Source organism: Mycolicibacterium iranicum, from assembly GCF_002101705.1.
Taxonomy (GTDB): Bacteria; Actinomycetota; Actinomycetes; order Mycobacteriales; family Mycobacteriaceae; genus Mycobacterium; species Mycobacterium iranicum.
In genome coordinates this window covers 72,206-96,650 of record NZ_LQPC01000039.1, presented here as the reverse complement: position 1 = coordinate 96,650, position 24,445 = coordinate 72,206, and the positions used below count along the sequence as shown (strand labels likewise).

Sequence of the window (24,445 nt, the reverse complement as noted above, 5' to 3'; positions counted from 1 at the left end):
GGCCCGCTTGCTCGAGTTTGCGGTCCTACATGGCGCGGAGCGCGGCTGCCAACGTTCTGGGCACCGGCTGACAAGCTGCTGCCAGCAAACCCGAGGGGACTTGCGGAAGCAAAGACTTCAGCGTTGCCCGAGATGAGGAGAGGTACTCCTGCGGCTGCGGCCTCCAAAGAGGCGTGATTACCGTTACTACGGTGCCGTTATTATTTGCTTAACCGCACCGTACTATGGCGGTGTTAGGTGCGGAAACACATCGCTTCCAGGTCGGCGGCAGAGCACTGCAACGTGGTCCCAGTTGACTTTTACGCGGTTTGCACTTGGTTGTGGCCACAACTGTCGCTACGATGATCAGCAAATACGCCGCCCTATGAACCCGCTCGCCTGTATGTGGAGGTCAATCCGATGAGCAACACGTTTGCCGCTCGCCTCAATCGACTGTTCGACACCGTCTACCCGCCCGGACGTGGGCCGCATACCTCCGCGGAGGTGATTGCAGCGCTCAAGGCAGAGGGTGTCACCATGTCGGCGCCCTATCTGTCTCAGCTGCGCTCCGGCAACCGTACCAATCCGTCTGTGGCAACGATGGCCGCGCTTGCCAACTTCTTCCGCATCAAGCCCGCTTACTTCACCGACGACGAGTACTACGAGAAGCTCGACAAGGAGCTGACGCTGCTCGCCGGTATGCGGGATGAGGGCGTTCGCCGCATTGCGGCGCGGACGGTCGGGTTGTCGGCGGAGGCCAAGCAGGACATCGTCCAGAAGGTCGATGAACTGCGTCGCCGCGAAAACCTCGACGATTAGCCCGGTGCTGGTGCCGGCGAATGAACCGGCAACGTAGCTGCCGACGTCGCGCTCAGGGACGGGTGTCAAACCCCGCTGAGCTGTCGGTATTGGCGCGAGATCTCGAGAATCCATTCCCGGTCCGAGTACGTGGGTGGCTGGCGCAGCCAAGCCAGCCCCGGGAACTTCTCCCGTCCGTCCCCTGCCGAGCGCTCGTGGCCCTCGTAGATCCACGCGGCGATCGCAGCGGCCTGCTCGGTCGGTGACACGTCAGGCGACTCGAGCTCGGCGCGCTCGACCAGTTCGTCGAGATCACTGAAATCGGCTCCGGCGGTGTCGACGGGGCGTAAGGCCCCGTCGGCGGCGGTGGCTTCGAGAAACAGCGCGTCGGAGATCAACGACATCCGTTCGGCGACGCGGAACACCAGCGGACCGCGCGGCCGCACACCGATCCCGACGTCGGGGTGGCGGCGCCCCAACTCCTCCAGCAGCGGCTCGATGGTGCGCAATTCCTTACGCGCGCCGAACCAGTCCTCCAGGCTCGGCAGCAGCGATCCCGCGGCGACGATCAGCATCGCGCAGCCCAAGAGGGTCGCGGCCGCCCCGACACCGACCAGGCCCGTCGTTCCGGCAGCCCTCAGCAGGATGAACGCGAGCGCCAGCACGATCAACACGATGCCGACGGTGAAGACGAACAGCGCCCGGCCACGACGAGTCCGGTTCGAGTGCCGCAGGCCGGCCCAGGCGACGAGGCTCAATGCCATGAGTACGTAAAGCAGCGGGATCAGCCATGGAAGGGTATTGCCGCCGGAGGTGAGGTTGCGCCGCAGATACTCTTCGGGCGACATCTCCGGCTGCTGGCCGGCCATCAGAAAAATCGCCATGCTGATGCCCGCGATCACCGCCGCGACGCCGTATTGGGCAAGGGCGATCCTGCGCACAGTGGCAGGGGCCCGGATCGACGAGACGGTCGTGATCATCACGCAGCTGCCTGCCGCACAGGCGATCAGCGCCACCTGACTCAGCCCCATCGAGATGTTGGGCCAGCGCAGCAAGGTGTCGATGAGCAGGGTCAGCGGTTCCCAATTGAGGGCTGCGACGACGCCGAGACTGCCCAGCGCGAGGATCATGGCGGTGCTCACCAGCGACTGCTTGTTGACCAAAGCCCAGCCGATACGCAGGCCGGTGGCCAATCCGAGAAGACCGGCGATCACCCAGATGATCAACCAAATGCCTCTCCGAGACGGACCTGCACGATCGACGAGCGATCCGACGGCAGACGCCCCAGACGGTAGATCAGCAGCGCCGCGAAGTCCTCGGCTTCCTGCTCGGCGTCCTCACCGCTGGGACCCATACATCCGGTGCGCTGGTTGAGCATGTAACCGATCAGCTCCGAGCTGGCGAGCTCGGTGCTATCGATGGCCGCCTGGACGACGGGAATTCCGTCGTGACCGAGCACAAGGTGGCCCAGTTCATGGGCGAGCGTGCGGTCCCAGGCAGGTAGGCCCTGCTGGATCAGGAAGACGTCGCGATCGGCGTACTGCCGCCACTGCCCACACACACCCGGCGGCAGTTCTGCAGTCGTGAGTTCGATGGCTCGGCCGCGGCTCTCGCCGACGGCTTCGACCAGGCGGGGCAGCGAGACCTCACCCCGTCGCGGGGCCAGATCGAGCACCTCGCTGACCGCGCGTGTGACGTTGCGGCTCGCTGGCATGGTTCCCCCTCTCGATATCAACAACTATGCGCTGCTCCCCCGCTGTGGGCGAGCGGTTCCGCTACTTCATGAATCGCGCTATTCCACTGCTGCGTACCCCATGTCCCGCTTTGGCCTGGCGATATCCCAACAGCCCGCCCGCTCCTGTCAGGACAAGGATTCCGGCAAGCCCGGGCAGAGCCAGAGCGGCGATCTGTGCGAGTCCCGCCGAGCGCAGGTATTCGCCGTAGCCGACGCGGGCGCCCGGCACCGGCGCGCCGGTGCCGCTGCCGACGGACGCGGGCAACGGCTCACGTGCCTGCGGCGGTGGCGTGGCGACCTGACGCGGTGCAGCAGGTGCCCCGGCGGGGGTGCCCACCGCAGGCCCGCCGCCGACGGCAGGTGCGGCGCCCGGCCCGGCTGCCGAGACGGCCACAGGTCCGGCACCGACCGGCGCGGGGACGAACACCGGCACACTGACCGGCGCGGTGCGGACGTCCGTCGACGCGACCTCGATTCCCGGGAGGATGTCCAGCACGTCCGGGCTCGCCGGGCCTCCAATCGCTGGTGCGCCCGGAAGGTTCGGGGGGACACCCACCGGCGGTCGATCGCTGTCGTCATCCTCCGATGCCGGCGGCTCCACGGGAGCATCCGGCCATGGCCAGAGCCAGCAGTCTTCGTCGCCCTTCTCGCAACAGGGCGGCCAGGGTTGATCCTCCGGGTCGTCGACCGGGTCCTCGGCCTTACCGGGTGGATCGCCGTCGCCGGGCGTCGAGGTGGGATCGTCACCGCCGGGCGGGGTCCCGTCCGGTCGGCCGGGGTCGGAAGCATTGTCGACCCTCCGCGGCGGGAGGTCTCGCTTGCCGGTGTGCCTGTTTTCGCTGGGTGCGCTGTCCTCGCGGGTGGTCGATTCTGGGTCGGCGTAGGCCGTCGCGGAGCCGAGCCCCCCGACCAGCAGTCCGGAGGCCACCAGGCAGGACGCTGTGGCGATGCGCGAACGCGAACCCACGTCGTCACCACCCTTCGACGACCCCGCCGCCGTCTCACCCCGATGTCGGTGACGATTCTCGCACAATCCTCGTTCGCGGTTTGCTGACAAGCCCAAACGGACAGCTCTGCAGGGAGCGGGACCGCCCCGGTGAGCGGCTAACGATAGGGTTGGAGACCGTCACCGCCGGTTACCTGGCGGGCTGTGCTCAATGAGACGAACCGGGAGGCCACAGGGATGGGTCTGTTCAAACGACGCAAATCCCGTGCGACCCGCAGGGCCGAGGCCCGCGCCATCAAGGCCAAGGCCAAGCTCGAAGCCAAACTGTCGGCCAAGAACGAGGTCCGCCGGTTCAAGGCGGAGCAGAAAGCCCAGACGCGTGCCCTCAAGTCGCAGTTGCGCGCGCAGCGCGAGAGTGACCGCGCGGCGCTCAAGGTTGCTGAAACGCAGCTCAAAGCCGTCCGCGAGGGCAAGTTGTTCTCCCCCACGAAGGTTCGCAGGGTGCTCACCGTAACTCGTTTGCTGGCCCCGGTGGCTGTGCCGCTGGTGTACCGGGCGTCGATCGCAGCGCGCGGGTTGATCGACGAGCGCCGCGCCGACCGGCTCGGGGTGCCGCTGACCCAGCTCGGCCAGTTCTCGGGGCATGGCGCGGAGCTGTCCGCGCGCATCTCGGGCGCCGAGCAGTCGTTGCGCCTGTTGACCGACAAGCGGCCCAAGGACGCCGAGACCAAACAGTTCGTCAACGCGATGAACGAGCGTCTCAACGACCTCGCCGCCGCGGTCGCCGCGGCCGAGAACATGCCGTCGACGCGCCGCAAACCCGCGCACGCAGCCATCAGCGAGCAACTCGACGGCATCGACGCCGACCTGATGGCACGTCTCGGCGTGGTCTGACCCCTTTGTCGAAAGCCCCTGCGCGACTGCGCGGTACGGCGGTGGGCCTGCTGACGGCAGCGCTCACACTGGCCGCGCACAGCCTCGGCGGCGGCCATCTCCCGTTCGGGGCCACCGTGCTCCAGCTTGTCGTCATCGCAGGCATCGTCGGCGGTCTGGCCGCATCAGTGTCAGGTGACGTCCGCGGGCTGGCAGCGCTTCTTGCTCTCGGCCAGACGGCGGGGCACGCGGTCCTGGCCGCGCACGGAGATCACCCGGGCACCGGTGCGCCCACGTGGGTGATGATCGCGGCGCACAGCGCTGCGACCGTCCTCGCCGCGTCGCTGATCAGCGTCGGCGACCATCTGTGCCGGACGTTGTCCCGGGCTGTTCGGGGCTCGGCGCCGTGCCCGCCGGCGCCGGTGTCCGCGGCTCAGACCGTAGCCCTCTGGGCGGCAGATCAACCGTTGCGCGCCGCGCTGCTGCTGGCGTCGTCGATATCGCATCGAGGTCCTCCGGTCACCACCAGCCGCTGACCGAAACCTCCGATCGACCGAGAAAGCAACAATCGAATGACCGCAATTCAGCGTGCGCTGCACGCATTCTTCGTGGCGGCGGTGACTCTCGTCCTGACCTGCGGCGCACTCGGCGCCGCAGGCGCGGCCTGGGCCCATGCCGCCCTCATCGCCAGTGATCCCGCAGATGCTGCGACCCTGCAGCAGCAGCCGGCCAGGGTCAGCGCGACCTTCAACGAACCCATGCAACCGCAGTTCGCGGCCATGACCGTCGTCGGCCCCGACGGCGCGCAGTGGGGTGACGGCGAACCTGCCGTCGATGGCACCGACATCAGCGTGGCGGTAAAACCCGGTTCCCCCGCCGGTGAGTACACCGTGAACTACCGCGCCACCTCCGCCGACGGCCACGTCGTGACCGGTTCGTGGACATACGAGGTGCTTCAGGCGGGCCCGCAGCCGGTGACGACGGCTGCGACGCCCGCGCCTGAGACCACGACGGCGGCTGCGCCCGCCGACACCACCCCGTCGGATGGGCTGCCTGTGTGGCCGTTCGTCGCCGGCGTCACCGTGATCGTGGCGGGCGGCGCCATCTGGGCGGTTCGGCGCAGGACGTGACGCAGGGCCGAGCGGTCGCGGGTGCTGCGCTCGTCACCGCTGCCGCATGCGTCCTGGCGTGGGCCTTGGCGTATCCGACAAGTTCGCTGGGGCCGGCGCTGGTGCGAGGCGTGGCCGACGTCGCCGCTGTCGCGACGGTGGGGCTGGCGGTCGTGCCGATGCTCGACGGGCCCCGGTACCGCGACGAACTCGCCCGCCGCGCCACCGCACCGTTGGTGTCGGCGTCGGTGGTCTGGCTGGTGGCCGAGCTGATCCGCCTGGTGTTGGCGGGTGCGGAGGCTGCGGGGACCGCGGTCACCGACCTCGGCGTGGTCACTGCGTGGGAGTTCGCCGTGCACACCGCAGTGGGACGCGCGGGTCTGCTGACGATCGCCGCCGCCGCCGTGTGTGCAGCAGCGGCTCTGGCCCGTCGCTCCGGACCGGTGTCGGTGATCGTGGCGGGAAGCGCAGGGATCGGCGTCATGGGACATCCGCTGACCGGGCACCTGTCCGAGAGTTCCTTCGGTGGCGTCGCCATCGCCGTACACGCCCTGGCCGCGGCGCTGTGGTGCGGCGTATTGGCCGCGTTGGTGCTGACCGTCGATCATCGGGGCCAGTGGGCGCGAGTGCTACCCAGGTTCTCCCAGCTCTCGCTCGGATGTGTGGCCGCCCTGCTCGCCGGGGGCGCAGTGGGCGGTGTCGTAGTGGTGGGCTCGCCCGCCGAACTGCTCACCACGGGGTACGGGCGGGTGTTGACCGCAAAGATCGTGCTCACGGCGGTTCTCATCGTGCTGGCCTGGCGGAACCGAGAGATCTGGTTGCCTTCGGCGCGTGCGCACCGCACCACCGCGGCGGTGTCCCGGACCCGCGCCTACACCGAGCTGACCCTCATGGCCGCTGCGCTGGCCGCCGCGGCCACCCTTTCGGTGACGGGCTGACACCACAAGGTCGGCCGGCGTCCACCTGGCATGATGGGGCCCATGGCAGACGAGCCGGATCGGCCTGACGAAAGTCCCGACAGCGCAACCCCGCCGACGCCGCCGCCGGCCCCGCCGGTAAAGAAGGCCGCGGCGAAGAAGGTTGCCCCCGCCAAGAAAGCGGCGCCCGCAAAGAAAACCCCGGCCAAAAAGGCTCCCGCCAAGAAAGCGCCTGCGAAGAAGGCCGCCGCGAGCAAGGCCGCCCCCGCCAAGAAAGCGGCGCCCGCCAAAGCGACCCCGCGGCCTGCCACCGACGCCGACCTCGCGTCGGCTGCGAAAGAGGCTGCAGCACACGCTAAGACGACTGTGGCTACCGCGAGCAACGCCGTGTCATCGCCGGCGCCGGTATCGATCGCCTCACCTGAGGCATCCCGACTGCCGCTCGTGGCAGCCGTCGTCACCGGGCTCCTGGCGATCGTCGTCGTCCTGCTCGTCGCTCGACGCAACAGTGGCGACTGACGTGACGATCTCACCTCGCCCCACCGCAGACCTGGTCGACGAGATAGGTCCCGACGTTCGTAGCTGCGACCTGCAGCTGCGGCAGTTCGGCGGCCGGTCCGAATTCGCCGGACCCATCACCACCGTGCGGTGCTTCCAGGACAACGCGCTGCTGAAGTCGGTGCTTTCCGAACCGGGCAACGGCGGAGTCCTGGTTATCGACGGCGACGGTTCGGTGCACACCGCCCTCGTCGGCGATGTGATCGCCGAACTGGGCCGCACGAACGGCTGGTCCGGCCTGATCGTCAACGGCGCGGTTCGGGACGCGTCCACGCTGCGCACCCTGGACATCGGCATCAAGGCGCTTGGCACAAATCCGCGGAAAAGCACCAAGACCGGCGAGGGTGTGCGGGACGAGGCCGTGGAATTCGGCGGTGTCGTCTTCACCCCGGGCGACATCGCCTACAGCGACGACGACGGAATCGTCGTCGTCGCCGCAGACTGAGCTGTACGGAGGCTAAACCGCCACCGGCGTACGCGCCTTGGTGAACTCAAGCGCCTCGTCGTCGATCTTGCCGTTGCGGATGACCCGCAGATCGACGAGGTAGTTCTGCTTCAACCGCCACGGCGCCTTGGAGCCTGACTTCGGCAGCCGGTCCAGTGCCCGCTTGATGTATCCAGACGTCAGGTCGACGAACGGGAGCCGCTCGACGTCGCCGCCGGGTTCGCGGGGCACCACGGTGTCGTAGCCGCGTTCGGCCATGTAGCTGAGCAGCCGGCTCACGTACTCAGATGTCAAGTCCGCCTTCAACGTCCACGACGCGTTGGTGTACCCGAAGGTGAAGGCCATGTTCGGCACGTTGGACAGCATCATGCCCTTGTACGCGACGGAATCGGCGAGGTCCTGCGGGACGCCGTTGCGAAGCACCTTCGCTCCGCCGAAGAACTGGACGTTCAAACCCGTTGCAGTGACGATGATGTCGGCATCCAATGTCTCACCCGAGGTGAGCAGAATGCCATCGGCGGTGAAGCGCTCGATGGTGTCGGTGACGACGTCGGCTTTGCCCTTACGGATCGCCTTGAAGATGTCGCCGTTGGGTGCCAGACACACGCGCTGGTCCCAGGGCTTGTAATCCGGCGCGAAGTGCCGGTCGTAGTCGAAGCCTTCGGGCAGTCGCCGTTCAGCCATGGTGCGCAATGCTTTTCGGAATACGTTCGGCAGAGCGCGGGCGAGCTGGTACTGCGCGGTGGCCGCCAGGATCGCCTTCCAGCGCACCGCGGTGTATGCCGTCTTCTCAGGCAGGAGGCGGTAGGCGCGTGCCGCGAACGGATCCTTGTCCGGCAGCGATCCGATGTAGGTGGGGGTGCGTTGAAGCATCGTCACATGACCTGCGCCGCTGTCGATAAGCGCAGGGATGAGCGTGATCGCGGTGGCCCCACTGCCGATCACGACGATCTTCTTGCCCTGGTAATCCAGGTCTTCGGGCCAGTGCTGGGGGTGCACGATGGTGCCGGCGAAGTCGGCGGCACCGGGGAATTCTGGTGAGAATCCCTCGTCGTAGTTGTAGTAGCCGCTGCAGGCCCATAGGAAGCCGGCGTTGAGCTGGATTTCTTCGCCGCCGCGGTCGATCGTGAGCTCCCACCGCCGGTCTTCGTCCGACCAGTTGGCCGCGACGACCTTCTGCCCGTAGCGGATGTGCTTGTCGATCCCGTTCTCGGTGACGGCCTCGTTCAGGTAATTCCAGATGGAAGGTCCATCGGCGATCATCTGGTCGGTCGCCCACGGCTTGAAGTGGAATCCGAGGGTGTACATGTCGGAATCCGAGCGGATGCCCGGGTATTTGAAGAGATCCCAGGTGCCGCCCAGCTTGTCGCGGCGCTCCAGGATCGCGTACTTCATACCTGGGCGCTGCTGCTGGAGATGCCAGGCTGCACTGATGCCGGAGATGCCGGCTCCGACGATGACAACGTCGACAAATTCGGTCATGGCGTAAAGCTATCAACAGCGTGTTGAATGAGTCAACACCCTGTTGAAAGTTTCGACACCGTGTAAAGTCAGCAGCGTGACATCCGTGAGCCCAGCCCGCCCGACAGGTGGACGTCGGTCGGCCCGACCGTCCGGGGACGACCGTGAGCTGGCCATCCTTGAGACGGCCGAGCGGCTGCTCGAGGAACGGCCGCTGGCCGAGATCTCCGTCGACGACCTCGCCAAAGGCGCTGGAATTTCCCGCCCCACGTTCTACTTCTACTTCTCCTCCAAGGATGCCGTCCTGCACAGCCTGCTCGGCAGGGTCATCGCCGACGCGGACGCCGCGCTGCTGGACCTGATCGCCCATCCGCCCGAGGATCGGCGCAAGATCTGGCGGCGCGGGATCAATGTGTTCGTCGAGACGTTCGGCGCCCACCGCGCCGTCTGTGCGGCCGCAACGGCGGCCAAGGCCACCAATACCGAATCGCGCGATCTGTGGGCCACGTCGATGCAGCGGTGGATCGACCACATCACCGATGTCATCGAGGCCGAACGCGCTCGCGGAGCGGCACCTGCGACGATTCCCGCCCGCGAGCTCGCCACGACGCTGAACCTGATGAACGAGGCGGTCATGGTCTCCTCTTTCATCGGGCATGAGCCCGCCCTTCCCGACGACCGGGTTCTGGACAACCTGGTGCATGTCTGGGTCACCAGCATCTACGGCGAGGCCGCCTGATCTGTCGGTGACCGATGCGAACATATGTTCGTGTCCGGCGCGACAATCCTCCACGCTGATCTCGACTCGTTCTACGCCTCGGTCGAGCAGCGCGATGATCCGTCCCTTCGGGGCAAGCCGGTTCTGGTTGGCGGCGGTGTCGTGCTGGCCGCGAGCTACGAGGCCAAGGCATACGGCGTGCGCACGGCGATGGGCGGTCGCCAGGCCCGCGCCCTTTGCCCCCAGGCGATCGTGGTCCCACCCCGCATGACCGCGTACTCGGAGGCCAGCGATGCGGTGTTCGAGGTGTTTCGCGATACGACGCCGATAGTCGAGCCGCTGTCCGTCGACGAGGCCTTCTTGGACGTGTCGGGTCTGAGGCGGGTCTCGGGGACACCGATCCAGATCGCCGCGCGACTCCGCGACCGGGTGCGCGAGGAGGTGGGGCTGCCGATCACAGTGGGGATTGCACGGACGAAGTTCCTTGCCAAGGTCGCCAGCCAGGAGGCCAAGCCTGACGGGCTCCTGCTGGTGCCTCCCGACCGCGAGGTGGCGTTCCTGCATCCCCTGCCCGTGCGCCGACTGTGGGGCGTCGGCGCCAAGACCGCCGACAAGCTGCGTGTGCACGGCATCGAGACGGTCGCCGACGTCGCAGAGCTGAGCGAGGCGACGCTCGGTTCGCTGGTGGGCGGGGCGATGGGTCGGCAGCTTTTTGCGTTGTCGCACAACGTGGATCGGCGTCGGGTGGTGACGGGCCACCGGCGGCGTTCGGTCGGCGCCCAGCGCGCCTTGGGCCGCTCGGGCAATGCGATGACCGCCGACGAGATCGATGCGGTCGTCGTCAATCTGATCGACCGCATCACCCGACGGATGCGCACGGCTGACCGGACCGGCCGAACTGTGGTGCTGCGGTTGAGGTTCGATGACTTCTGCCGCGTGACCCGGTCTCACACGATGCCTAGGGCCACGGCATCGACCGACGTGATACTCGATGCAGCGCGGCGGTTGGTCGCCGCGGCTCAGCCTTTGATCGCCGCGCGTGGCGTGACGCTGATCGGCTTCGCGGTATGCAACATCGACCGCGAGGGCGCTCAGCAATTGGAGCTGCCCTTCGTCGGCCCGGATGCCAAAGACTCCCTGACGATCGACGTCGCGATCGACAAGGTGCGGGGACGTTACGGCAACGCCGCCCTGACGCGGGGCGTGCTGGTTGGACGCGATCCGGGATTGGAGATGCCGATGCTTCCCGATTGATGCGGTTGACCTCAACGTCAGTTGAGGTTCTACCGTGGGCTCATGTCTCGAATTACACTGGGCCGCTACGGTTTCTCGATCGACGTCCGGGACGACGAAAATCATCTCGCCACCGCGTTGACCGTGGAGGGGTTGGGGTTCGGCACCCTGTGGATCAATGGCGGGCAGCTCGACAGTCTGGACCGGCTGACGGAGCTTCTCGGTGCCACCAATACCGCCACGGTCGGGTCGTCGATCATCGCGCCCGACAGGTTCACCGCCACGGACGTTGCGCAGGTCTTCACGCAGGCCGAGAAGGTAGCGGCGGGGCGGTTGGTCGTCGGCCTGGGATCCTCACACCGCTCCGGGGCGCTTACCCATCTCAATGGCTACCTCGAAGATCTCAGCGGTGTGCCGCAGGAGCGAAGGTTGTTGGCGGCGTTGGGCCCTCGTGCTATGACGCTGGCGCGTGCACGGTTCGCCGGGGCGATGCCGATGTTGTTCACCGAAGCGCAGACGGCGTCCGCGCGGCAGGCGCTCGGTCCGGATCGGCTGCTGTCGGTGGGCCTGTACGTCGTGCTCGACGAGCAACCGGACGGGGCGAGAACCGCTGCACGACGGCCCCTGAAGTTTCTGACGACGCTGACCGGTTACCGCAAATCATTGATTCGACAAGGCTTTACGGAGCACGATATCGATTCGCAGAGCAACCACCTCGTCGATTCGCTAGTTGCCTGGGGCTGCCCAGCGGAGGTCGTCGAACGGGCCCGGCGCCTCCACGAAGCGGGCGCCGACCATGTGCACCTGACGGTTCTCGGCGAGGGCAGCCAGCCGACAGGCGCGAACGCAGCGCGACTGCTCGCGGCGGAATTCGGCTAACCCGTTCGCGTCCAGTCGAGCAACGTGTCGGCGGACCAGGTGTTGACGATGCGTTCGGGTTCGAGTCCCGCGTCGAGGGCCCGCTGGGCGCCATAGCCGAGGAATTCCAGCTGTCCCGGGGCGTGGGCGTCGGTGTCGATGGAGAACACGCAGCCGATCTCCATGGCGAGTTCGAGCAGACGGGTGGGCGGGTCGCGGCGCTCGGGACGCGAGTTCATCTCGACCGCGGTGCCGGCATCGCGGCAGAGCCCGAACACCCTCTCGGCGTCGAACTTTGATTCTGGGCGCACTCCCCTGCCGCCGGTCACGAGCCGGCCGGTGCAGTGGCCGAGGACATCTGTGTGCGGGTTGGCAACCGCGGTGAGCATGCGGCGGGTCATTGCAGGCGCGTCCATGGCCAGTTTGGAGTGGACACTGGCAACGACGATGTCCAGACGTTCGAGCAGATCGTCGTCCTGGTCGAGAGAGCCGTCTTCGAGGATGTCGACCTCGATACCGGTCAGAATTCGCATGGGAGCAACCTTTTCGCGAATCTCGTCGATGACGTCGAGTTGTTTGCGCAGTCGTTCCGGGGAGAGACCGTTGGCAACCCGTAGACGCGGCGAGTGGTCCGTCAGCGCGCAGTACTCGTGCCCGAGGTCGCGGGCGGCCATCATCATCTCGTCGATCGGCGCGGATCCGTCGGACCAGTTGGAGTGCACGTGCAGATCGCCGCGCAGCGCGGCGCGGATATCTCCGCCACCGAGGTCCTGCGCAGACTCGCGCAGCTCGACGAGCGCGTCAGGCTCGCGGCCGGCCCACGCCTGCGCGATGACCTTCGCTGTCTTGGGTCCGACCTTGGGCAACATCTGCCAACTGTTGGCAGCGCCGTGCTTCTCGCGCTGGGCGTCGGTCAGAGCTTCGACGACGTCGGCGGCGTTCCGGTAGGCCATCACGCGGCGGGGATCTTCGCGCGCGCGGTCCTTGTAGTAGGCGATCTGACGCAGCGCGATGACCGGGTCCATCCCACCAGTGTGCCCCGATTCCACGCCAACATTTGGTGCAGGGACCCCCTCCGCGGCGTTGATAGGGTCGCCCACGGGAGGGTTCTGTCGTGAGTGTGTGGGAAGACGTCACCGACGTCGGCGGCGGTCTCGCTGGACTGCTGACGGACGTGCCGAGCCTTATCGGGAATGTCGCCGAAGGTGACGTCCACGGCATCATCACCGACGGTCGGAACGTCATCGGCAACGTGGCCGACATGCTGGGCGGTATGGAGGGTCTCGGCGTCACCCTCGGTGAAGTTCCGAAGCGATACCTCGGCAACATCGCCAAGATCGCGGACTCCAAGATCCTCGCAGCGGCGCAGTTGGCCATCGACGGTCAGAAGCAGCTCACCGGGGACGGTCAACCGGAGGACGGCAGTCTCTATCGGGAATCAGCGACACGACTCGAGGGGGCGTTGAACGAGACAATCGACGCCAATCGAAGCGATGACCGCTGGAACGGCGCAGCTGCCCGCGCCTATGAGACAACCAACGACGAACACCGCAAACGGATCTCGGCCACGTCGGTAGCTGACGCGGATATTGCGTCCATCCTTGCGACCGAGGCTGGGCAGGTCGCGAAGGCACGAAACACGCTGGACGACACGTCGCAAGCGCTGTACGACTTCGGTTTGGCCACCGCGTGGATGAACTTTGTTCCCCCTCTTATCCCCGCCAAGACAACCGCCGATGCGACGGCCGCGGCCGCTGCGATGGCCACCACTTTGAGCACCATGGCAGTACTTGCCCACGATGTGATGGAAAATGCCGTCCGCATCCGGGCCTTGAACGGGCGTTACGACTACGCCGCGGGGGACAGTTCCGGTGGAGACCCCGGGTGCGGCGACGGCATCGTTTCACAAGAGACTGACCTGGCTGAACGACCCACCAGAATCTCCGATCCAGGCGAGTACACGGTGCCCGATTTCGATCCCGAGTACGGTCCGCCAGCGACCCCCTACGACGTACCCAGCCAGGCGCCCGGGGCGCTCCACACCGTCCCACCGCAACCCACGCCAAACCCGTCCAAGCCTGCTCCCCGGGGATCTGTGACGTCACCACCACCGGTCCCCAAATCCATTCCTCACCCAGCATCGCCAGCCCCCGCAGCGGCAGGCGCCGGGTCGCGGGCCAACGAACGAGCGCCGATAGCCACGGACAAACAACGATCACAGACAGCGAGTACTCGTGACCAGAATTGAAGACCTCAACCTCAAAGTTGTGACCGAGCACATCGAGCGACTGGCTGGGCACCACGAAGCCGCCGCCGATAAGGTTCTGGGCGCAAATCGATCCGTTCAGGGCGTCGCCGCAAGAGTCGAGAGCACGCACGGATTGATTTGTTACGCAACGAGTTCCGCGTTGGCGGTTGCCGAGTCGAGTAGGTCGTCTGCAGGCCAAGCATTGCACCGTGTGGCTGCAGACTTGGCAGAAAAGCTACGGAACACTTCCGCCAATTACCAGAACGCCGATTACATGAACCATCAGAAGCTCAGCGCCGAATGTCGGACATAGGCGAGACCCCGGACAGTGTCGCCAGCGATCTCGACGCACTTGACGTCTCTTCGTACGACATGGACCCGGATCCCATCGACGTCTTTGATGACTTGGGGCTTCGGCCGGCGAACAGCGACGACGGAACAATCGAGACGCTGCTGTTCACCGCCACGAACCCCGGCGGCACCGTCTCGGTGACGGCACTGATGGGCGGTCAGGTTCTTCGTGTCAGTTTGTCCCCGACCGTTACATCGTTGACCGAATCTGCCCTCGCTGATGAGATTCTCTTGCTGGCATCCATATCTCGACTCCAGGCATTGGCTGGCCAGCATGCGATCATCGCTGCGCTGATGGGTCGGCTTGGTCGCGACCCGGCCGCTACCCTCAGCTTCCTTGAACGCGATTTAGGGCTTCCCTCTCCCCAGTCCGTGACTGAGGTGCGTGCCGAAGTTTTCGCGAACCGTTACTACAGCGATTCCGCATGACGTACGAACACCACAAACGAATTCAGCGGCGCGTGGCACTGTGGATACTGACTTTCGGAGTGCTATGCGTCGTCATCCTTCTCGTCTTCTTCGGGGTTTCATCGTGCATACAATCCGCTCAGTTCTCCGATGACCGTCGCCCTCCCGAATACCCTCGTGCCGATCATTGGGACCCGCCGAAGCAGACTGCGCTGCAGTCGTCCATGCGCGTCAAGCCCGTACCAGGCTGGGTAGCCTCGAACGAGGATCTGGGATTGGCACCCGGTACCCGAATCGCCACCGACCCAATGCCAATACATTCCCAGCCACTGATCGGCAACATCGGTGATCGCGCGTTCTTTCTCGTATCCAATGGCGAAGATCTTGGAGTTGTCTGGTCGCTTGTTGGCTTGAACGTCGATACGGGGCAGCGACTGTTTCCTCCCGTCCAGCTGAAGAGGGGTGGCAAACCATATTGCTATCTCAACGGACCCGACGCTTTGCTCTGCATCACCACCGATATCGACAACCGCACGGCCTGGGTCATCGATTCGCGCTCTGGGGTGGTCACCTACCTCGGCCCCACCGAACTGGCTATGAGGCCCAACGATCTCAACGTTCAGCAGGTCGGCATCTACGCCGTCGCGGAATCAGTTGACGAGGGCGTCTACGGGATCGGTTCGCGCGCTGAACCTACGTGGTTTGTTCCGGGCGCGGGTAACACCTCGCCGGTATACGTGAACGGGCTCGACATCGATCAACCGCCGTTGGCGTTTCAAACAGTGCCGGGAATCAACGCCCTGGGTAAAACCCTCTTCTCAGTCACCGACGGTCGTGTGATCGAGCCTGAGACTCCTGATGGATCCGAGATAATGAACATTCAGTTGTTTCCGGGCGGTTTTGCCGCTGAAGTTCGACCCCGTGATCAGCCCTTTGGGCCCGTGATGTTGTTCGACGACAACGGAAAAAGGATGACGGATGTCGACCTTGGTCCGTTCGGGCTCCCTATCGAGCCCGCCGTCTTCGAGGCTCCTGTTTTCAACGATCAGGGATGGTGGCTCTTCACTCCAGATGGTGAACTCGTCGTAAAGACCGCCGAACCACCTGTTCGAATGGTGGGATCTCGACTCATCGTCGACGCCAATGAGTTTTCGACCCGCAGTTGGGACCAGTACGACATCCACACCGGGGCGAGGGGCAAGCGATGCGCCAACCTCGACATGGCAGGTGGCTACATAGGGCACGAAAAAACAAGCATCGTGGTCACATCCGACGGAAACCCAACAATCGGACTCGACACCGAAGCAACAGATTTGAACACCTGCGAACGACTGTGGACCATCAGCTCTCTGCCTGGATCGTCACGTTACGTCTGGCGCATCAACACCACCCTCGTCCAATTGTCCGATGACGGAACGGAATTGATGTCGCTCGTGGCGCCTAGCTAGTCCAGGCCGGATCTCGGCCCGTGAGTGCGACGACGCGGTCCATCAGCGGCGCATCGTCGGGCATCGGCACAGCGGCGCCGAACAATCCGTCGATCGGCTCTCCACCGGAGAACGAGGCCACATGATCTCGCACGGCAGCCAGGGTCTCGTCCGGCACGTCGTAGTTCAAACCCGCCGACGCCGCGACGTCCCAGCCGTGTATGACGACCTCGGTGAGCGCGATCATTCCTCCGACGTCGGCGGGAAAATCCACCCCGCCGGCCCGCGACATGCCCTCCCATGCTGCCGGATCTCGCCATGCCTGCGCGAGGCGCGCGAGATACAGGGGGTAGGACGTCCGCCAGTCGGCCTCCGGTCGGTCGCCCATCTCCGGCGGCGTGTCGGTGAGTTCGCCGAAATCCTTGCGGGCCGCCGCGTCGAACGCCAGCGACAGACCGCCGATGTGCGCGATCACCGCGCCCAGGTTCATCGCGTCACACGGAGTGGCCGCAGCCAACTGATCGTCGCGCACCTGTCCCAGCAGTTCGGCCGTGCCTTCGCACGCCGCCGTCATATCGATCATGCCCGTGTAGACCAGTGCGCCGCGCCGAACTCATCGCGCGCTTTCAGGAATCGGGACTAGCCTCGGTATACGTGCGATTCGCCTTCAAAACTTCCCCGCAGAACACCACGTGGTCCGACATGCTCGCCATCTGGAAGACGGCCGACCAGATCGACGTCTTCGAATCGGGCTGGACCTTCGACCACTTCTATCCGATTTTCTCTGATTCGAAGGGCCCCTGCCTCGAAGGCTGGATCACCCTGACCGCGCTTGCTCAGGCCACCACGCGCCTGCGGGTCGGCGTGCTCGTCACGGGTATCCACTATCGCCATCCCGCAGTGCTCGCCAACATGGCCTCAGCACTGGACATTGTCTCCAACGGTCGGCTCGAGTTGGGTATCGGCGCCGGCTGGAACGAGGAGGAGTCCGGCGCCTACGGCATCGAGTTGGGCAGCATCAAGGAGCGGTTCGATCGGTTCGAGGAGGCGTGCCAGGTTCTCAAGGGCCTGCTCAGCGAGGAGACCACGACGTTCGACGGCGAGTTCTATCAGCTCAAGGACGCCCGCAACGAGCCCAAGGGGCCCCAGCAGCCGCACCCTCCGATCTGCATCGGCGGCAGCGGTGAGAAGCGAACGCTGCGCATCACCGCGCAGTACGCCGATCATTGGAACTTCGTGGGTGGCACCCCCGAAGAGTTCGCCCGCAAGCGTGACGTCCTGGCCGCGCATTGCGCAGACATCGGCCGCGATCCGAAGGAGATCATGCTCTCCGCCCATGTCCGGCTGGGAGAGGACCGGGACTACGACAAGGTCATTGCGGAGGCCGCCGGGCTGGGCGCCGAAGGCCTCGACTTGGCGATCATCTATCTGCCGCCGCCGTACGACCCCGCGGTGCTGGAACCGTTGGCCGACAAGATCAGGGCCTCAGGACTGCTCGCCAGCAAAGTCCACTAACGATCACGAAACGATAACGATCAAGCAAACATACGATCACACGCCGGCGGAACGGCGCCCTCGACCGCGTCGGAGTTCGCTAGACGCCGTAGCGAAGGAGTTCGTCGGCGGTGATCAGCCGCTCTGCCTTCGCGGGAAACTCACGGCTCTTGACCGGGTGACGGAACAACGTCCAGGCGATTCGACCCACCCGTGACCGGGTAATCGGGTTGAGATACATGGCGATTACTCCTGCGGTGTGCAATAGCTGAACCGGGGAGCTACGTTACCCCAGCTTCCTCACCAAGTCATTAGATACCGGCCTCCCGGCAAACTCGCGGAGGCACGCCGATTAAAGATCGGATGTTTTTATTGTGACTGGAGTGACCAATGTGACTCGACGAGATCTTCTCGTGATATCAAGATCACTCCATGTCCAACCGCCATTGTGGGATCAGCACAACGCGCCACCGCGGGTGAATTTTTGGTCACAATGCCCGCGACGAGCACTCGTCGCGAGCTACCGCTGCGGCACCGCGGTGGGCTTGATGGGTGCCGGCAATGCCGAATGGCCCATCAGATATTTGTCCACCGCCGCCGCCGCTGCACGACCCTCGGCAATCGCCCACACGATCAGCGACTGACCGCGGCCCATGTCGCCGGCCACGTACACACCGGGCACCGACGTCGCGAACGCGGAGTCACGCCCGACGTTGCCGCGTTCGTTGAACTCCACCCCGAGATCGGTCAACAGCCCCTCGCGCTCCGGCCCGGTGAAGCCCATCGCGAGGAGCACCAGGTCGGCTTCCATCTCGAAGTCCGAACCGTCGACCTTCTCGAACTTGCCCGCCTTCATCACGACCTCGTGGGCCTTCAGCCCTGTGACGCGACCGTTCTCACCGACGAACTGCTCGGTGTTGACCGAGTAGACGCGCTCGCCGCCCTCCTCATGCGCCGAGGAGACGCGGAACATCAGCGGGTAGGTCGGCCACGGAGTGGAGTCGGCACGCGTCTCCGGCGGCCGCGGCATGATCTCGAACTGGTGCACGCTGACCGCGCCCTGGCGGTGCGACGTGCCCAGGCAGTCGGCACCGGTGTCGCCGCCGCCGATGATGATGACCTTTTTGTCCCTGGCGGTAATCGGCGGTTGGCCGTTCTCGTCGATTACGGGGTCGCCAAGCTGCACCCGGTTGGCCCACGGGAGAAACTCCATCGCCTGGTGGATGCCGTCGAGCTCCCGGCCCGGGATGGGGAGATCGCGGCGCGCAGTCGCCCCGCCGGCCAGCACCACGGCGTCGAACTCCGAGCGCAGCTGCGCGGCCGTGATGTCCACACCGACGTTGACATCGGTGCGGAACTCGGTGCCCTCAGCGCGCATCTGGTCGAGGCGCCGGTCGATGTGGCGCTTCTCCATCTTGAACTCCGGGATGCCGTAGCGCAGCAGACCGCCGATGCGGTCGTCGCGCTCGAACACCGTCACCTTGTGGCCGGCACGCGTGAGTTGTTGCGCCGCAGCCAGTCCGGCGGGTCCGGAACCGACGACGGCGACGGACTTGCCGGTCAGTTTCGTCGGGGGCAGCGGGACGACCCAGCCCTCGGCGAAGGCGTTGTCGATGATCTCGACCTCGACCTGCTTGATGGTCACCGGATCCTGGTTGATACCGAGTACGCACGAGCCTTCGCACGGGGCCGGGCACAGCCTGCCGGTGAACTCCGGGAAGTTGTTGGTCGCGTGCAGCCGCTCGATGGCCTCACGCCAGCGGTCGGTGCGCACCAGGTCGTTCCACTCGGGGATCAGATTGCCCAGTGGACAACCGTTGTGGCAGAACGGGATACCGCAGTCCATACAGCGGCTGGCCTGCGCCTTGAGGGTGTCGTGGGGGAAGTCTTCGTAGACCTCCCGCCAGTCTTTCAAGCGAAGGTCGACCGGACGACGCTGGGGCGTCTCACGATGCGTGTTCTTGAGAAATCCGCGGGGGTCAGCCATTTGCGGCCGCCATGATCGCCTCGGCAACGCCGTCCTCGTCGGCACCGCGCTCTTGCGCTTCGGCGATCGCCTGCAGCACACGCTTGTAGTCGCGCGGCATGACCTTCTTGAAGTTGGACATCTCGGTGCTCCAGTCAGCCAGGATGTGTTGCCCCACCGGCGAATCGGTGGCGTCAACGTGCGCCTGGATCATGTCGTGGACGAACACGGCGTCTTCGGACTCGACTCCGTCGAGGTTCTCGAGCTCGACCATTTCCGGGTTGAGGTTGTCGGCGAGGGCGTTGTTCGGGTCGTAGACGTACCCGATGCCACCGGACATGCCCGCGGCGAAGTTCCGTCCGGTCGGGCCGAGGATGACGACCCGTCCGCCGGTCATGTATTCGCAGCCGTGGTCGCCCACGCCTTCCACCACCGCGTGCGCGCCCGAGTTACGAACGGCGAACCGCTCTCCGACCTGGCCTCGCAGGAACATCTGTCCGCTGGTGGCGCCGAACAGCACCACGTTGCCCGCGATGATGTTGTCCTCGGCGGCGTAGTCTTCAGGCGCGTCGTCCGGCGGTCGCACCACGATTCGTCCGCCGGACAGGCCCTTACCCACGTAGTCGTTGGCGTCACCGTAGACCCTCAGCGTGATGCCCTTGGGGACGAACGCACCGAAGCTGTTGCCCGCCGAGCCGTCGAACGTGATGTCGATCGTCCCGTCCGGGAGTCCTTGACCACCATAGGCTTTGGTGACCTCGTGGCCGAGCATGGTGCCGACGGTGCGGTTGACATTCGCGATCGACGTCTTGAAGCGCACCGGGGTGCTGTGATCGATCGCCTCGCGGCATTGGGTGATCAGCTGCTGGTCGAGGGCCTTGTCCAGACCGTGGTCCTGGCGCGAACTGCAGTACAGGTCCTGATTCATGAACGCCGACTCGGGCTCGTGCAGCACCGGCGTCAGGTCCAGCTTGTGGGCCTTCCAATGCTCGGCTGCCCGGGTGGTGTCCAGCGCGGAAACCTGTCCGACCATTTCGTTGACGGTGCGGAAACCCAACTGCGCCATCAATTCCCGAACCTCCTCGGCGACGAAGAGGAAGAAGTTCTCCACGAACTCAGGCTTGCCGTTGAAGCGCTGGCGTAGCAGCGGGTTCTGCGTGGCCACGCCCACGGGACAGGTGTCGAGGTGGCAGACGCGCATCATGATGCAGCCGGCGACCACCAGCGGCGCGGTGGCGAAGCCGAACTCCTCGGCGCCCAGCAGCGCGGCGATCACGACGTCGCGACCGGTCTTGAGCTGGCCGTCCACCTGCACGACGATGCGGTCGCGAAGGCCGTTGAGCAGCAACGTCTGCTGGGTCTCGGCCAGGCCCAGCTCCCACGGTGCGCCTGCGTGCTTCATCGACGTCAGCGGGGTGGCCCCGGTACCGCCGTCGTGCCCGGAGATCAGTACCACATCGGCGTGCGCCTTCGAGACACCGGCGGCCACTGTGCCGACACCGTTCTCTGACACCAGCTTCACGTGCACGCGAGCCTGTGGGTTGGCGTTCTTCAGGTCGTGGATCAGCTGCGCGAGATCCTCGATCGAATAGATGTCGTGGTGCGGCGGCGGCGAGATCAGGCCGACGCCGGGGGTCGAGTGACGCACTTCGGCCACCCACGGGTACACCTTGTGACCCGGAAGCTGGCCTCCCTCACCGGGTTTGGCGCCCTGAGCCATCTTGATCTGGATGTCGGTGCAGTTGGTGAGGTAGTGCGACGTCACACCGAAGCGGCCGGATGCCACCTGCTTGATGGCACTGCGGCGCCAGTCGCCGTTCTCGTCGCGGTCGAATCGCGCGACAGATTCACCGCCCTCCCCCGAATTCGACCGTCCGCCGAGTCGGTTCATCGCGATCGCGAGCGTCTCGTGGGCCTCGGCCGAGATCGAGCCGTAGCTCATCGCGCCCGTCGAGAAACGCTTCACGATCTCGCTGGCGGGTTCGACTTCCTCCAGCGGAACCGGCGGGCGCTCGCCGTCGCGGAACTTCAGCAGGCCGCGCAGCGACGCCATGCGCTCGCTCTGGTCGTCGACCAGCTGGGTGTACTCCTTGAAGATGTTGTACTGCCCGGTGCGGGTGGAGTGCTGCAGCTTGAACACGGTGTCGGGGTTGAACAGGTGGTATTCGCCCTCGCGGCGCCACTGGTATTCACCCCCGACCTCCAGCTCGCGGTGCGCCCACTCGTCGGGCCGGTCCAGGTAGGCCAGCGCGTGCCGGGTGGAGACGTCATCGGCGATGTCGTCGAGGTCGATGCCCCCGACCGGGCAGGTGAGCCCGGTGAAGTACTCGTCGAGCACCTTCTGGCTGATGCCGATGGCCTGGAACAGCTGCGCACCGGTGTAGGAGGCCAGCGTGGAGATGCCCATCTTGGACATCACCTTGAGCACACCCTTGCCGGCGGCCTTCACATAGTTGGCCTTGGCCTGGTCGCTACTGATCCCGGTGATGACGCCGCGGTCGACCATGTCCTCGATGGACTCGAACGCCATGTACGGGTTGATCGCGGCCGCGCCGAAACCGACGAGGGCCGCCATGTGGTGCACCTCGCGGGCATCGCCCGCCTCGACGACGAGGCCGACCTGCGTGCGCGTGCGGTCCCGAACGAGGTGGTGGTGCACCGCCGAGACAGACAGCAGCGACGGGATCGGTGCCATCGACTCGTCGGACTCCCGGTCGGAGAGCACGATGATGCGGGCGCCGTCGCGGATCGCGGACGACACTTTGGCGCGGACGTTGTCCAGCGCCTCCTTGAGACCCTGGCCTCCCCGGTTGACGGGGTACAGGCAGCGGATGACGGCGGCGCGCAGACCGTGCTTGTGACCCCGGATCTCGTGGTCGGGGTCGACGCACATCAGCTTGGACAGTTCGGCGTTGCGCAGGATCGGGTTGGACAGCACGATCTGGCGACACGAGTCGGCGTTCGGGTTGAGCAGGTCGCCCTCGGGCCCGACGGTGCCGGCGAGGCTGGTGACGACCTCTTCCCGGATCGCGTCCAGCGGCGGGTTGGTGACCTGTGCGAACAGCTGCTGGAAGTAGTCGTAGAGCATCCGCGGGCGCGCCGACAGGACGGCGATCGGGGTGTCGGTGCCCATGGAGCCCAGCGCCTCGGCGCCGGTACGCGCCATCGGGGCGACCAGCAGGTTGAGTTCCTCGTAGGTGTAGCCGAAGATCTGCTGGCGCAGCACCACGCGGTGATGCGGCATCCGCTTGTAGTCGCCCGGGGGCAGCTCGTCGAGCTGGAAGAGGCCCTTGTCGAGCCACTCCTGGTAGGGATGCTCGGCGGCGAGTTGGGCCTTGATCTCCTCGTCGGAGACGATCCGGCCCTGCGCGGTGTCGACGAGGAACATGCGGCCGGGCTGCAGGCGCAGCTTCTGGACGACGGTGCTGGGGTCGAGGTCGAGGACCCCGGCCTCCGACGCCATCACGACGAGGCCGTCGCTGGTGACCCAGATCCGCGAGGGACGCAGGCCGTTGCGGTCCAGGACCGCGCCGATCACCGTGCCGTCGGTGAAGCACACCGACGCCGGGCCGTCCCACGGCTCCATCAGCGATGAGTGGTACTGGTAGAACGCCCGGCGCGCGGGGTCCATCGACTCGAGACGTTCCCAGGCCTCCGGGATCATCATGAGCACGGCGTGCGGCAGGCTGCGCCCACCCAGATGCAGGAGCTCGAGCACCTCGTCGAAGCGCGCCGTATCCGAGGCTCCGGGGGTACAGACGGGCACGATCTTGTCGAGGTCTTTTCCTGCACCGAACACATCGGTCTTGATGAGCGCCTCGCGGGCCCGCATCCAGTTCTCGTTGCCGTTGACGGTGTTGATCTCACCGTTGTGCGCGACGCGCCGGAACGGGTGCGCCAGTGGCCAGGACGGGAAGGTGTTGGTCGAGAAGCGCGAGTGGACGATCCCCAGTGCGCTGGTGAGCCGGTCGTCCTGCAGGTCGAGATAGAAGGCCCGCAACTGCGGGGTTGTGAGCATGCCCTTGTAGACGAACGTCTGCCCGGACAGGCTGGGGAAGTACACCGTCTCGCGGCCCGGGCCGTCCTGACCGGGGCCTTTGGTGCCGAGTTCGTGCTCGGCGCGTTTGCGGACGACGTAGGCGCGTCGCTCGAGTTCCATGTCGGACGCGCCGGCGAGGAACACCTGACGGAACGTCGGCATCGCGTCGCGTGCCAGGGCGCCGAGCGACGAATCGTCGGTCGGAACGTCGCGCCAGCCGAGCACCTGCAGACCCTCGGCCTCGGCGATCTTGCCGACCGACTCGCACGCGATGGCGGCGTCCTTGGACGACTGCGGCAGGAATGCGATGCCCGTGGCGTAACTGCCAGGCTCGGGCAGGTCGAAGTCGACAACGGCCCGGAAGAACTCGTCGGGAACCTGCAGCAGGATGCCCGCACCGTCGCCGGTGTTGGGCTCCGCACCCTGGGCGCCGCGGTGCTCGAGGTTCAGCAGCGCCGTGATCGCCTTGTCGACGATGTCCCGGCTTCGACGGCCGTGGATATCGGCGACCATCGCGACACCGCACGAGTCGTGCTCGAACGCGGGGTTGTAAAGGCCCTGACGACTGGGCGCCATTCCCACCTACCTCTGAGAGCACACATCTCGACGCGAATTTTCGGATGGCAATCGTTGCCGAGAGTGTTAGCCGGTCTGGCGGTGGAGGGCCCTCCGTGCAGCACTGAACGACGGCCCTTTTTCCACGCGCCACAAGTGGACAAAACGATATGACAAAAGGCCCCTGACATGCCAACTTAGCCCGACCTAAGTTAGTTCGCTGATCAACCGGCAACTGCAAACGCCCATGCGCCGCATAACGGGTGAATAACGTTGCCGCTGACCCCTTTCCAGCTACACCCGGTATCCGAGCCGCAGATGAGGCAT

Annotated in this window: 24 protein-coding genes; 15 read left to right on the top strand and 9 right to left on the bottom strand. The window is 65.7% G+C overall.

What is annotated here, in order from left to right:
- The first annotated feature begins 399 nt into the window (after nt 1-399).
- Entirely contained in the window at nt 400-798 is a 399-nt protein-coding gene (locus tag AWC12_RS19335; RefSeq protein ID WP_011782790.1) for a helix-turn-helix domain-containing protein, read from the top strand.
- 65 nt (nt 799-863) lie between these two features.
- Here AWC12_RS19335 and AWC12_RS19330 read toward each other — a convergent pair whose 3' ends face one another.
- From AWC12_RS19330 to AWC12_RS19320, 3 genes are all read right to left on the bottom strand, one after another.
- On the bottom strand, nt 864-2,003 hold the full coding sequence (locus AWC12_RS19330; RefSeq protein ID WP_024444123.1) for a hypothetical protein: 1,140 nt from the start codon (nt 2,001-2,003) through the stop codon (nt 864-866).
- Nucleotides 2,000-2,491, bottom strand: coding sequence for an ImmA/IrrE family metallo-endopeptidase (locus tag AWC12_RS19325; RefSeq protein WP_024444124.1), 492 nt, complete (start codon nt 2,489-2,491; stop codon nt 2,000-2,002). Before AWC12_RS19325 ends, AWC12_RS19330 begins: the two co-directional genes overlap by 4 nt.
- Before the next feature lie 61 nt (nt 2,492-2,552).
- The gene (locus AWC12_RS19320; RefSeq protein ID WP_085176373.1) at nt 2,553-3,479 is read right to left on the bottom strand and encodes a hypothetical protein; all 927 of its coding nucleotides are present in this window, start codon (nt 3,477-3,479) and stop codon (nt 2,553-2,555) included.
- A 216-nt stretch (nt 3,480-3,695) separates the two neighbouring features.
- On the opposite strand from AWC12_RS19320, the gene AWC12_RS19315 reads away from it, so the two are divergent.
- The 6 genes from AWC12_RS19315 to rraA are packed head-to-tail and all read left to right on the top strand — an operon-like array spanning nt 3,696 to nt 7,360.
- On the top strand, nt 3,696-4,352 hold the full coding sequence (locus AWC12_RS19315; RefSeq protein WP_024444126.1) for a DUF6474 family protein: 657 nt from the start codon (nt 3,696-3,698) through the stop codon (nt 4,350-4,352).
- Between the two features lie 5 nt (nt 4,353-4,357).
- Nucleotides 4,358-4,867 (top strand): hypothetical protein, encoded by a 510-nt coding sequence (locus tag AWC12_RS19310; protein WP_234814097.1) that lies wholly within the window; start codon nt 4,358-4,360, stop codon nt 4,865-4,867.
- 36 nt (nt 4,868-4,903) lie between these two features.
- Nucleotides 4,904-5,461: a copper resistance CopC family protein gene (locus AWC12_RS19305; protein ID WP_085176371.1), complete on the top strand. Its 558-nt coding sequence runs from the start codon at nt 4,904-4,906 to the stop codon at nt 5,459-5,461.
- Nucleotides 5,458-6,378: a CopD family protein gene (locus AWC12_RS19300; RefSeq protein ID WP_024444129.1), complete on the top strand. Its 921-nt coding sequence runs from the start codon at nt 5,458-5,460 to the stop codon at nt 6,376-6,378. The genes AWC12_RS19305 and AWC12_RS19300 overlap by 4 nt, the downstream gene beginning before the upstream one ends.
- A gap of 42 nt (nt 6,379-6,420) precedes the next feature.
- Nucleotides 6,421-6,876 carry an Rv3852 family protein gene (locus AWC12_RS30850; RefSeq protein WP_024444130.1) on the top strand — a complete coding sequence of 152 codons (456 nt, stop codon included), beginning with the start codon at nt 6,421-6,423 and terminating at the stop codon, nt 6,874-6,876.
- 1 nt (nt 6,877) lies between these two features.
- Nucleotides 6,878-7,360, top strand: coding sequence for a ribonuclease E activity regulator RraA (gene rraA / locus AWC12_RS19290; protein WP_024444131.1), 483 nt, complete (start codon nt 6,878-6,880; stop codon nt 7,358-7,360).
- 12 nt (nt 7,361-7,372) lie between these two features.
- Here the strand turns inward: rraA and AWC12_RS19285 are convergent, their stop codons facing one another.
- Nucleotides 7,373-8,842: a flavin-containing monooxygenase gene (locus AWC12_RS19285; protein WP_024444132.1), complete on the bottom strand. Its 1,470-nt coding sequence runs from the start codon at nt 8,840-8,842 to the stop codon at nt 7,373-7,375.
- 76 nt (nt 8,843-8,918) lie between these two features.
- Here AWC12_RS19285 and AWC12_RS19280 point away from each other — a divergent pair, with 76 nt between their 5' ends.
- Genes AWC12_RS19280 through AWC12_RS19270 form a run of 3 tightly spaced genes read left to right on the top strand, consistent with a single transcriptional unit; the run spans nt 8,919 to nt 11,651 of the window.
- On the top strand, nt 8,919-9,560 hold the full coding sequence (locus AWC12_RS19280) for a TetR/AcrR family transcriptional regulator (RefSeq protein ID WP_024444133.1): 642 nt from the start codon (nt 8,919-8,921) through the stop codon (nt 9,558-9,560).
- Between the two features lie 24 nt (nt 9,561-9,584).
- Nucleotides 9,585-10,793 (top strand): DNA polymerase IV, encoded by a 1,209-nt coding sequence (gene dinB / locus AWC12_RS19275; protein WP_085176369.1) that lies wholly within the window; start codon nt 9,585-9,587, stop codon nt 10,791-10,793.
- Nucleotides 10,794-10,835: 42 nt separating this feature from the next.
- On the top strand, nt 10,836-11,651 hold the full coding sequence (locus tag AWC12_RS19270) for a TIGR03620 family F420-dependent LLM class oxidoreductase (protein WP_085176367.1): 816 nt from the start codon (nt 10,836-10,838) through the stop codon (nt 11,649-11,651).
- Here the strand turns inward: AWC12_RS19270 and AWC12_RS19265 are convergent.
- On the bottom strand, nt 11,648-12,655 hold the full coding sequence (locus AWC12_RS19265; protein ID WP_085176365.1) for a PHP domain-containing protein: 1,008 nt from the start codon (nt 12,653-12,655) through the stop codon (nt 11,648-11,650). The genes AWC12_RS19270 and AWC12_RS19265 overlap by 4 nt on opposite strands.
- 89 nt (nt 12,656-12,744) lie before the next feature.
- Here AWC12_RS19265 and AWC12_RS19260 point away from each other — a divergent pair, with 89 nt between their 5' ends.
- From AWC12_RS19260 to AWC12_RS19245, 4 genes are read left to right on the top strand one after another with little or no spacing between them, the layout of a single operon-like run.
- Nucleotides 12,745-13,878: an EspA/EspE family type VII secretion system effector gene (locus AWC12_RS19260; protein ID WP_133057358.1), complete on the top strand. Its 1,134-nt coding sequence runs from the start codon at nt 12,745-12,747 to the stop codon at nt 13,876-13,878.
- Entirely contained in the window at nt 13,865-14,191 is a 327-nt protein-coding gene (locus AWC12_RS32055) for an ESX-1 secretion-associated protein (RefSeq protein WP_085176361.1), read from the top strand. Before AWC12_RS19260 ends, AWC12_RS32055 begins: the two co-directional genes overlap by 14 nt.
- Nucleotides 14,179-14,658: a DUF2694 domain-containing protein gene (locus tag AWC12_RS31670; RefSeq protein WP_234814096.1), complete on the top strand. Its 480-nt coding sequence runs from the start codon at nt 14,179-14,181 to the stop codon at nt 14,656-14,658. Before AWC12_RS32055 ends, AWC12_RS31670 begins: the two co-directional genes overlap by 13 nt.
- Nucleotides 14,655-16,085 carry a 9-bladed beta-propeller domain-containing protein gene (locus AWC12_RS19245; RefSeq protein WP_085176359.1) on the top strand — a complete coding sequence of 477 codons (1,431 nt, stop codon included), beginning with the start codon at nt 14,655-14,657 and terminating at the stop codon, nt 16,083-16,085. The genes AWC12_RS31670 and AWC12_RS19245 overlap by 4 nt, the downstream gene beginning before the upstream one ends.
- On the opposite strand, the gene AWC12_RS19240 is transcribed toward AWC12_RS19245, so the two are convergent.
- Complete coding sequence (locus tag AWC12_RS19240) at nt 16,078-16,647, bottom strand: TIGR03086 family metal-binding protein (protein WP_085176357.1); 570 nt, start codon at nt 16,645-16,647, stop codon at nt 16,078-16,080. The two genes, AWC12_RS19245 and AWC12_RS19240, sit on opposite strands and share 8 nt — an antisense overlap.
- Nucleotides 16,648-16,718: 71 nt before the next feature.
- On the opposite strand from AWC12_RS19240, the gene AWC12_RS19235 reads away from it, so the two are divergent.
- Complete coding sequence (locus tag AWC12_RS19235; RefSeq protein ID WP_024444142.1) at nt 16,719-17,579, top strand: LLM class F420-dependent oxidoreductase; 861 nt, start codon at nt 16,719-16,721, stop codon at nt 17,577-17,579.
- 79 nt (nt 17,580-17,658) lie between these two features.
- On the opposite strand, the gene AWC12_RS30655 is transcribed toward AWC12_RS19235, so the two are convergent.
- From AWC12_RS30655 to gltB, 3 genes are all read right to left on the bottom strand, one after another.
- Nucleotides 17,659-17,799 carry a hypothetical protein gene (locus tag AWC12_RS30655; RefSeq protein ID WP_110808691.1) on the bottom strand — a complete coding sequence of 47 codons (141 nt, stop codon included), beginning with the start codon at nt 17,797-17,799 and terminating at the stop codon, nt 17,659-17,661.
- 279 nt (nt 17,800-18,078) lie between these two features.
- The gene (locus tag AWC12_RS19230; RefSeq protein WP_085176355.1) at nt 18,079-19,545 is read right to left on the bottom strand and encodes a glutamate synthase subunit beta; all 1,467 of its coding nucleotides are present in this window, start codon (nt 19,543-19,545) and stop codon (nt 18,079-18,081) included.
- Entirely contained in the window at nt 19,538-24,139 is a 4,602-nt protein-coding gene (gltB, locus tag AWC12_RS19225) for a glutamate synthase large subunit (protein ID WP_085176353.1), read from the bottom strand. Before gltB ends, AWC12_RS19230 begins: the two co-directional genes overlap by 8 nt.
- Nucleotides 24,140-24,445: the final 306 nt, after the last annotated feature.

Bases quoted from the DNA above. Each gene is read 5' to 3' on its own strand.
- AWC12_RS19335 (WP_011782790.1), top strand. From the start codon at position 400: ATGAGCAACACGTTTGCCGCTCGCCTCAATCGACTGTTCGACACCGTC.
- AWC12_RS19325 (WP_024444124.1), bottom strand. From the start codon at position 2,491: ATGCCAGCGAGCCGCAACGTCACACGCGCGGTCAGCGAGGTGCTCGAT.
- AWC12_RS19315 (WP_024444126.1), top strand. From the start codon at position 3,696: ATGGGTCTGTTCAAACGACGCAAATCCCGTGCGACCCGCAGGGCCGAG.
- AWC12_RS19305 (WP_085176371.1), top strand. From the start codon at position 4,904: ATGACCGCAATTCAGCGTGCGCTGCACGCATTCTTCGTGGCGGCGGTG.
- AWC12_RS30850 (WP_024444130.1), top strand. From the start codon at position 6,421: ATGGCAGACGAGCCGGATCGGCCTGACGAAAGTCCCGACAGCGCAACC.
- AWC12_RS19285 (WP_024444132.1), bottom strand. From the start codon at position 8,842: ATGACCGAATTTGTCGACGTTGTCATCGTCGGAGCCGGCATCTCCGGC.
- dinB (WP_085176369.1), top strand. From the start codon at position 9,585: ATGTTCGTGTCCGGCGCGACAATCCTCCACGCTGATCTCGACTCGTTC.
- AWC12_RS19270 (WP_085176367.1), top strand. From the start codon at position 10,836: ATGTCTCGAATTACACTGGGCCGCTACGGTTTCTCGATCGACGTCCGG.
- AWC12_RS19265 (WP_085176365.1), bottom strand. From the start codon at position 12,655: ATGGACCCGGTCATCGCGCTGCGTCAGATCGCCTACTACAAGGACCGC.
- AWC12_RS31670 (WP_234814096.1), top strand. From the start codon at position 14,179: ATGTCGGACATAGGCGAGACCCCGGACAGTGTCGCCAGCGATCTCGAC.
- AWC12_RS19245 (WP_085176359.1), top strand. From the start codon at position 14,655: ATGACGTACGAACACCACAAACGAATTCAGCGGCGCGTGGCACTGTGG.
- AWC12_RS19240 (WP_085176357.1), bottom strand. From the start codon at position 16,647: ATGATCGATATGACGGCGGCGTGCGAAGGCACGGCCGAACTGCTGGGA.
- AWC12_RS30655 (WP_110808691.1), bottom strand. From the start codon at position 17,799: ATGTATCTCAACCCGATTACCCGGTCACGGGTGGGTCGAATCGCCTGG.
- AWC12_RS19230 (WP_085176355.1), bottom strand. From the start codon at position 19,545: ATGGCTGACCCCCGCGGATTTCTCAAGAACACGCATCGTGAGACGCCC.
- gltB (WP_085176353.1), bottom strand. From the start codon at position 24,139: ATGGCGCCCAGTCGTCAGGGCCTTTACAACCCCGCGTTCGAGCACGAC.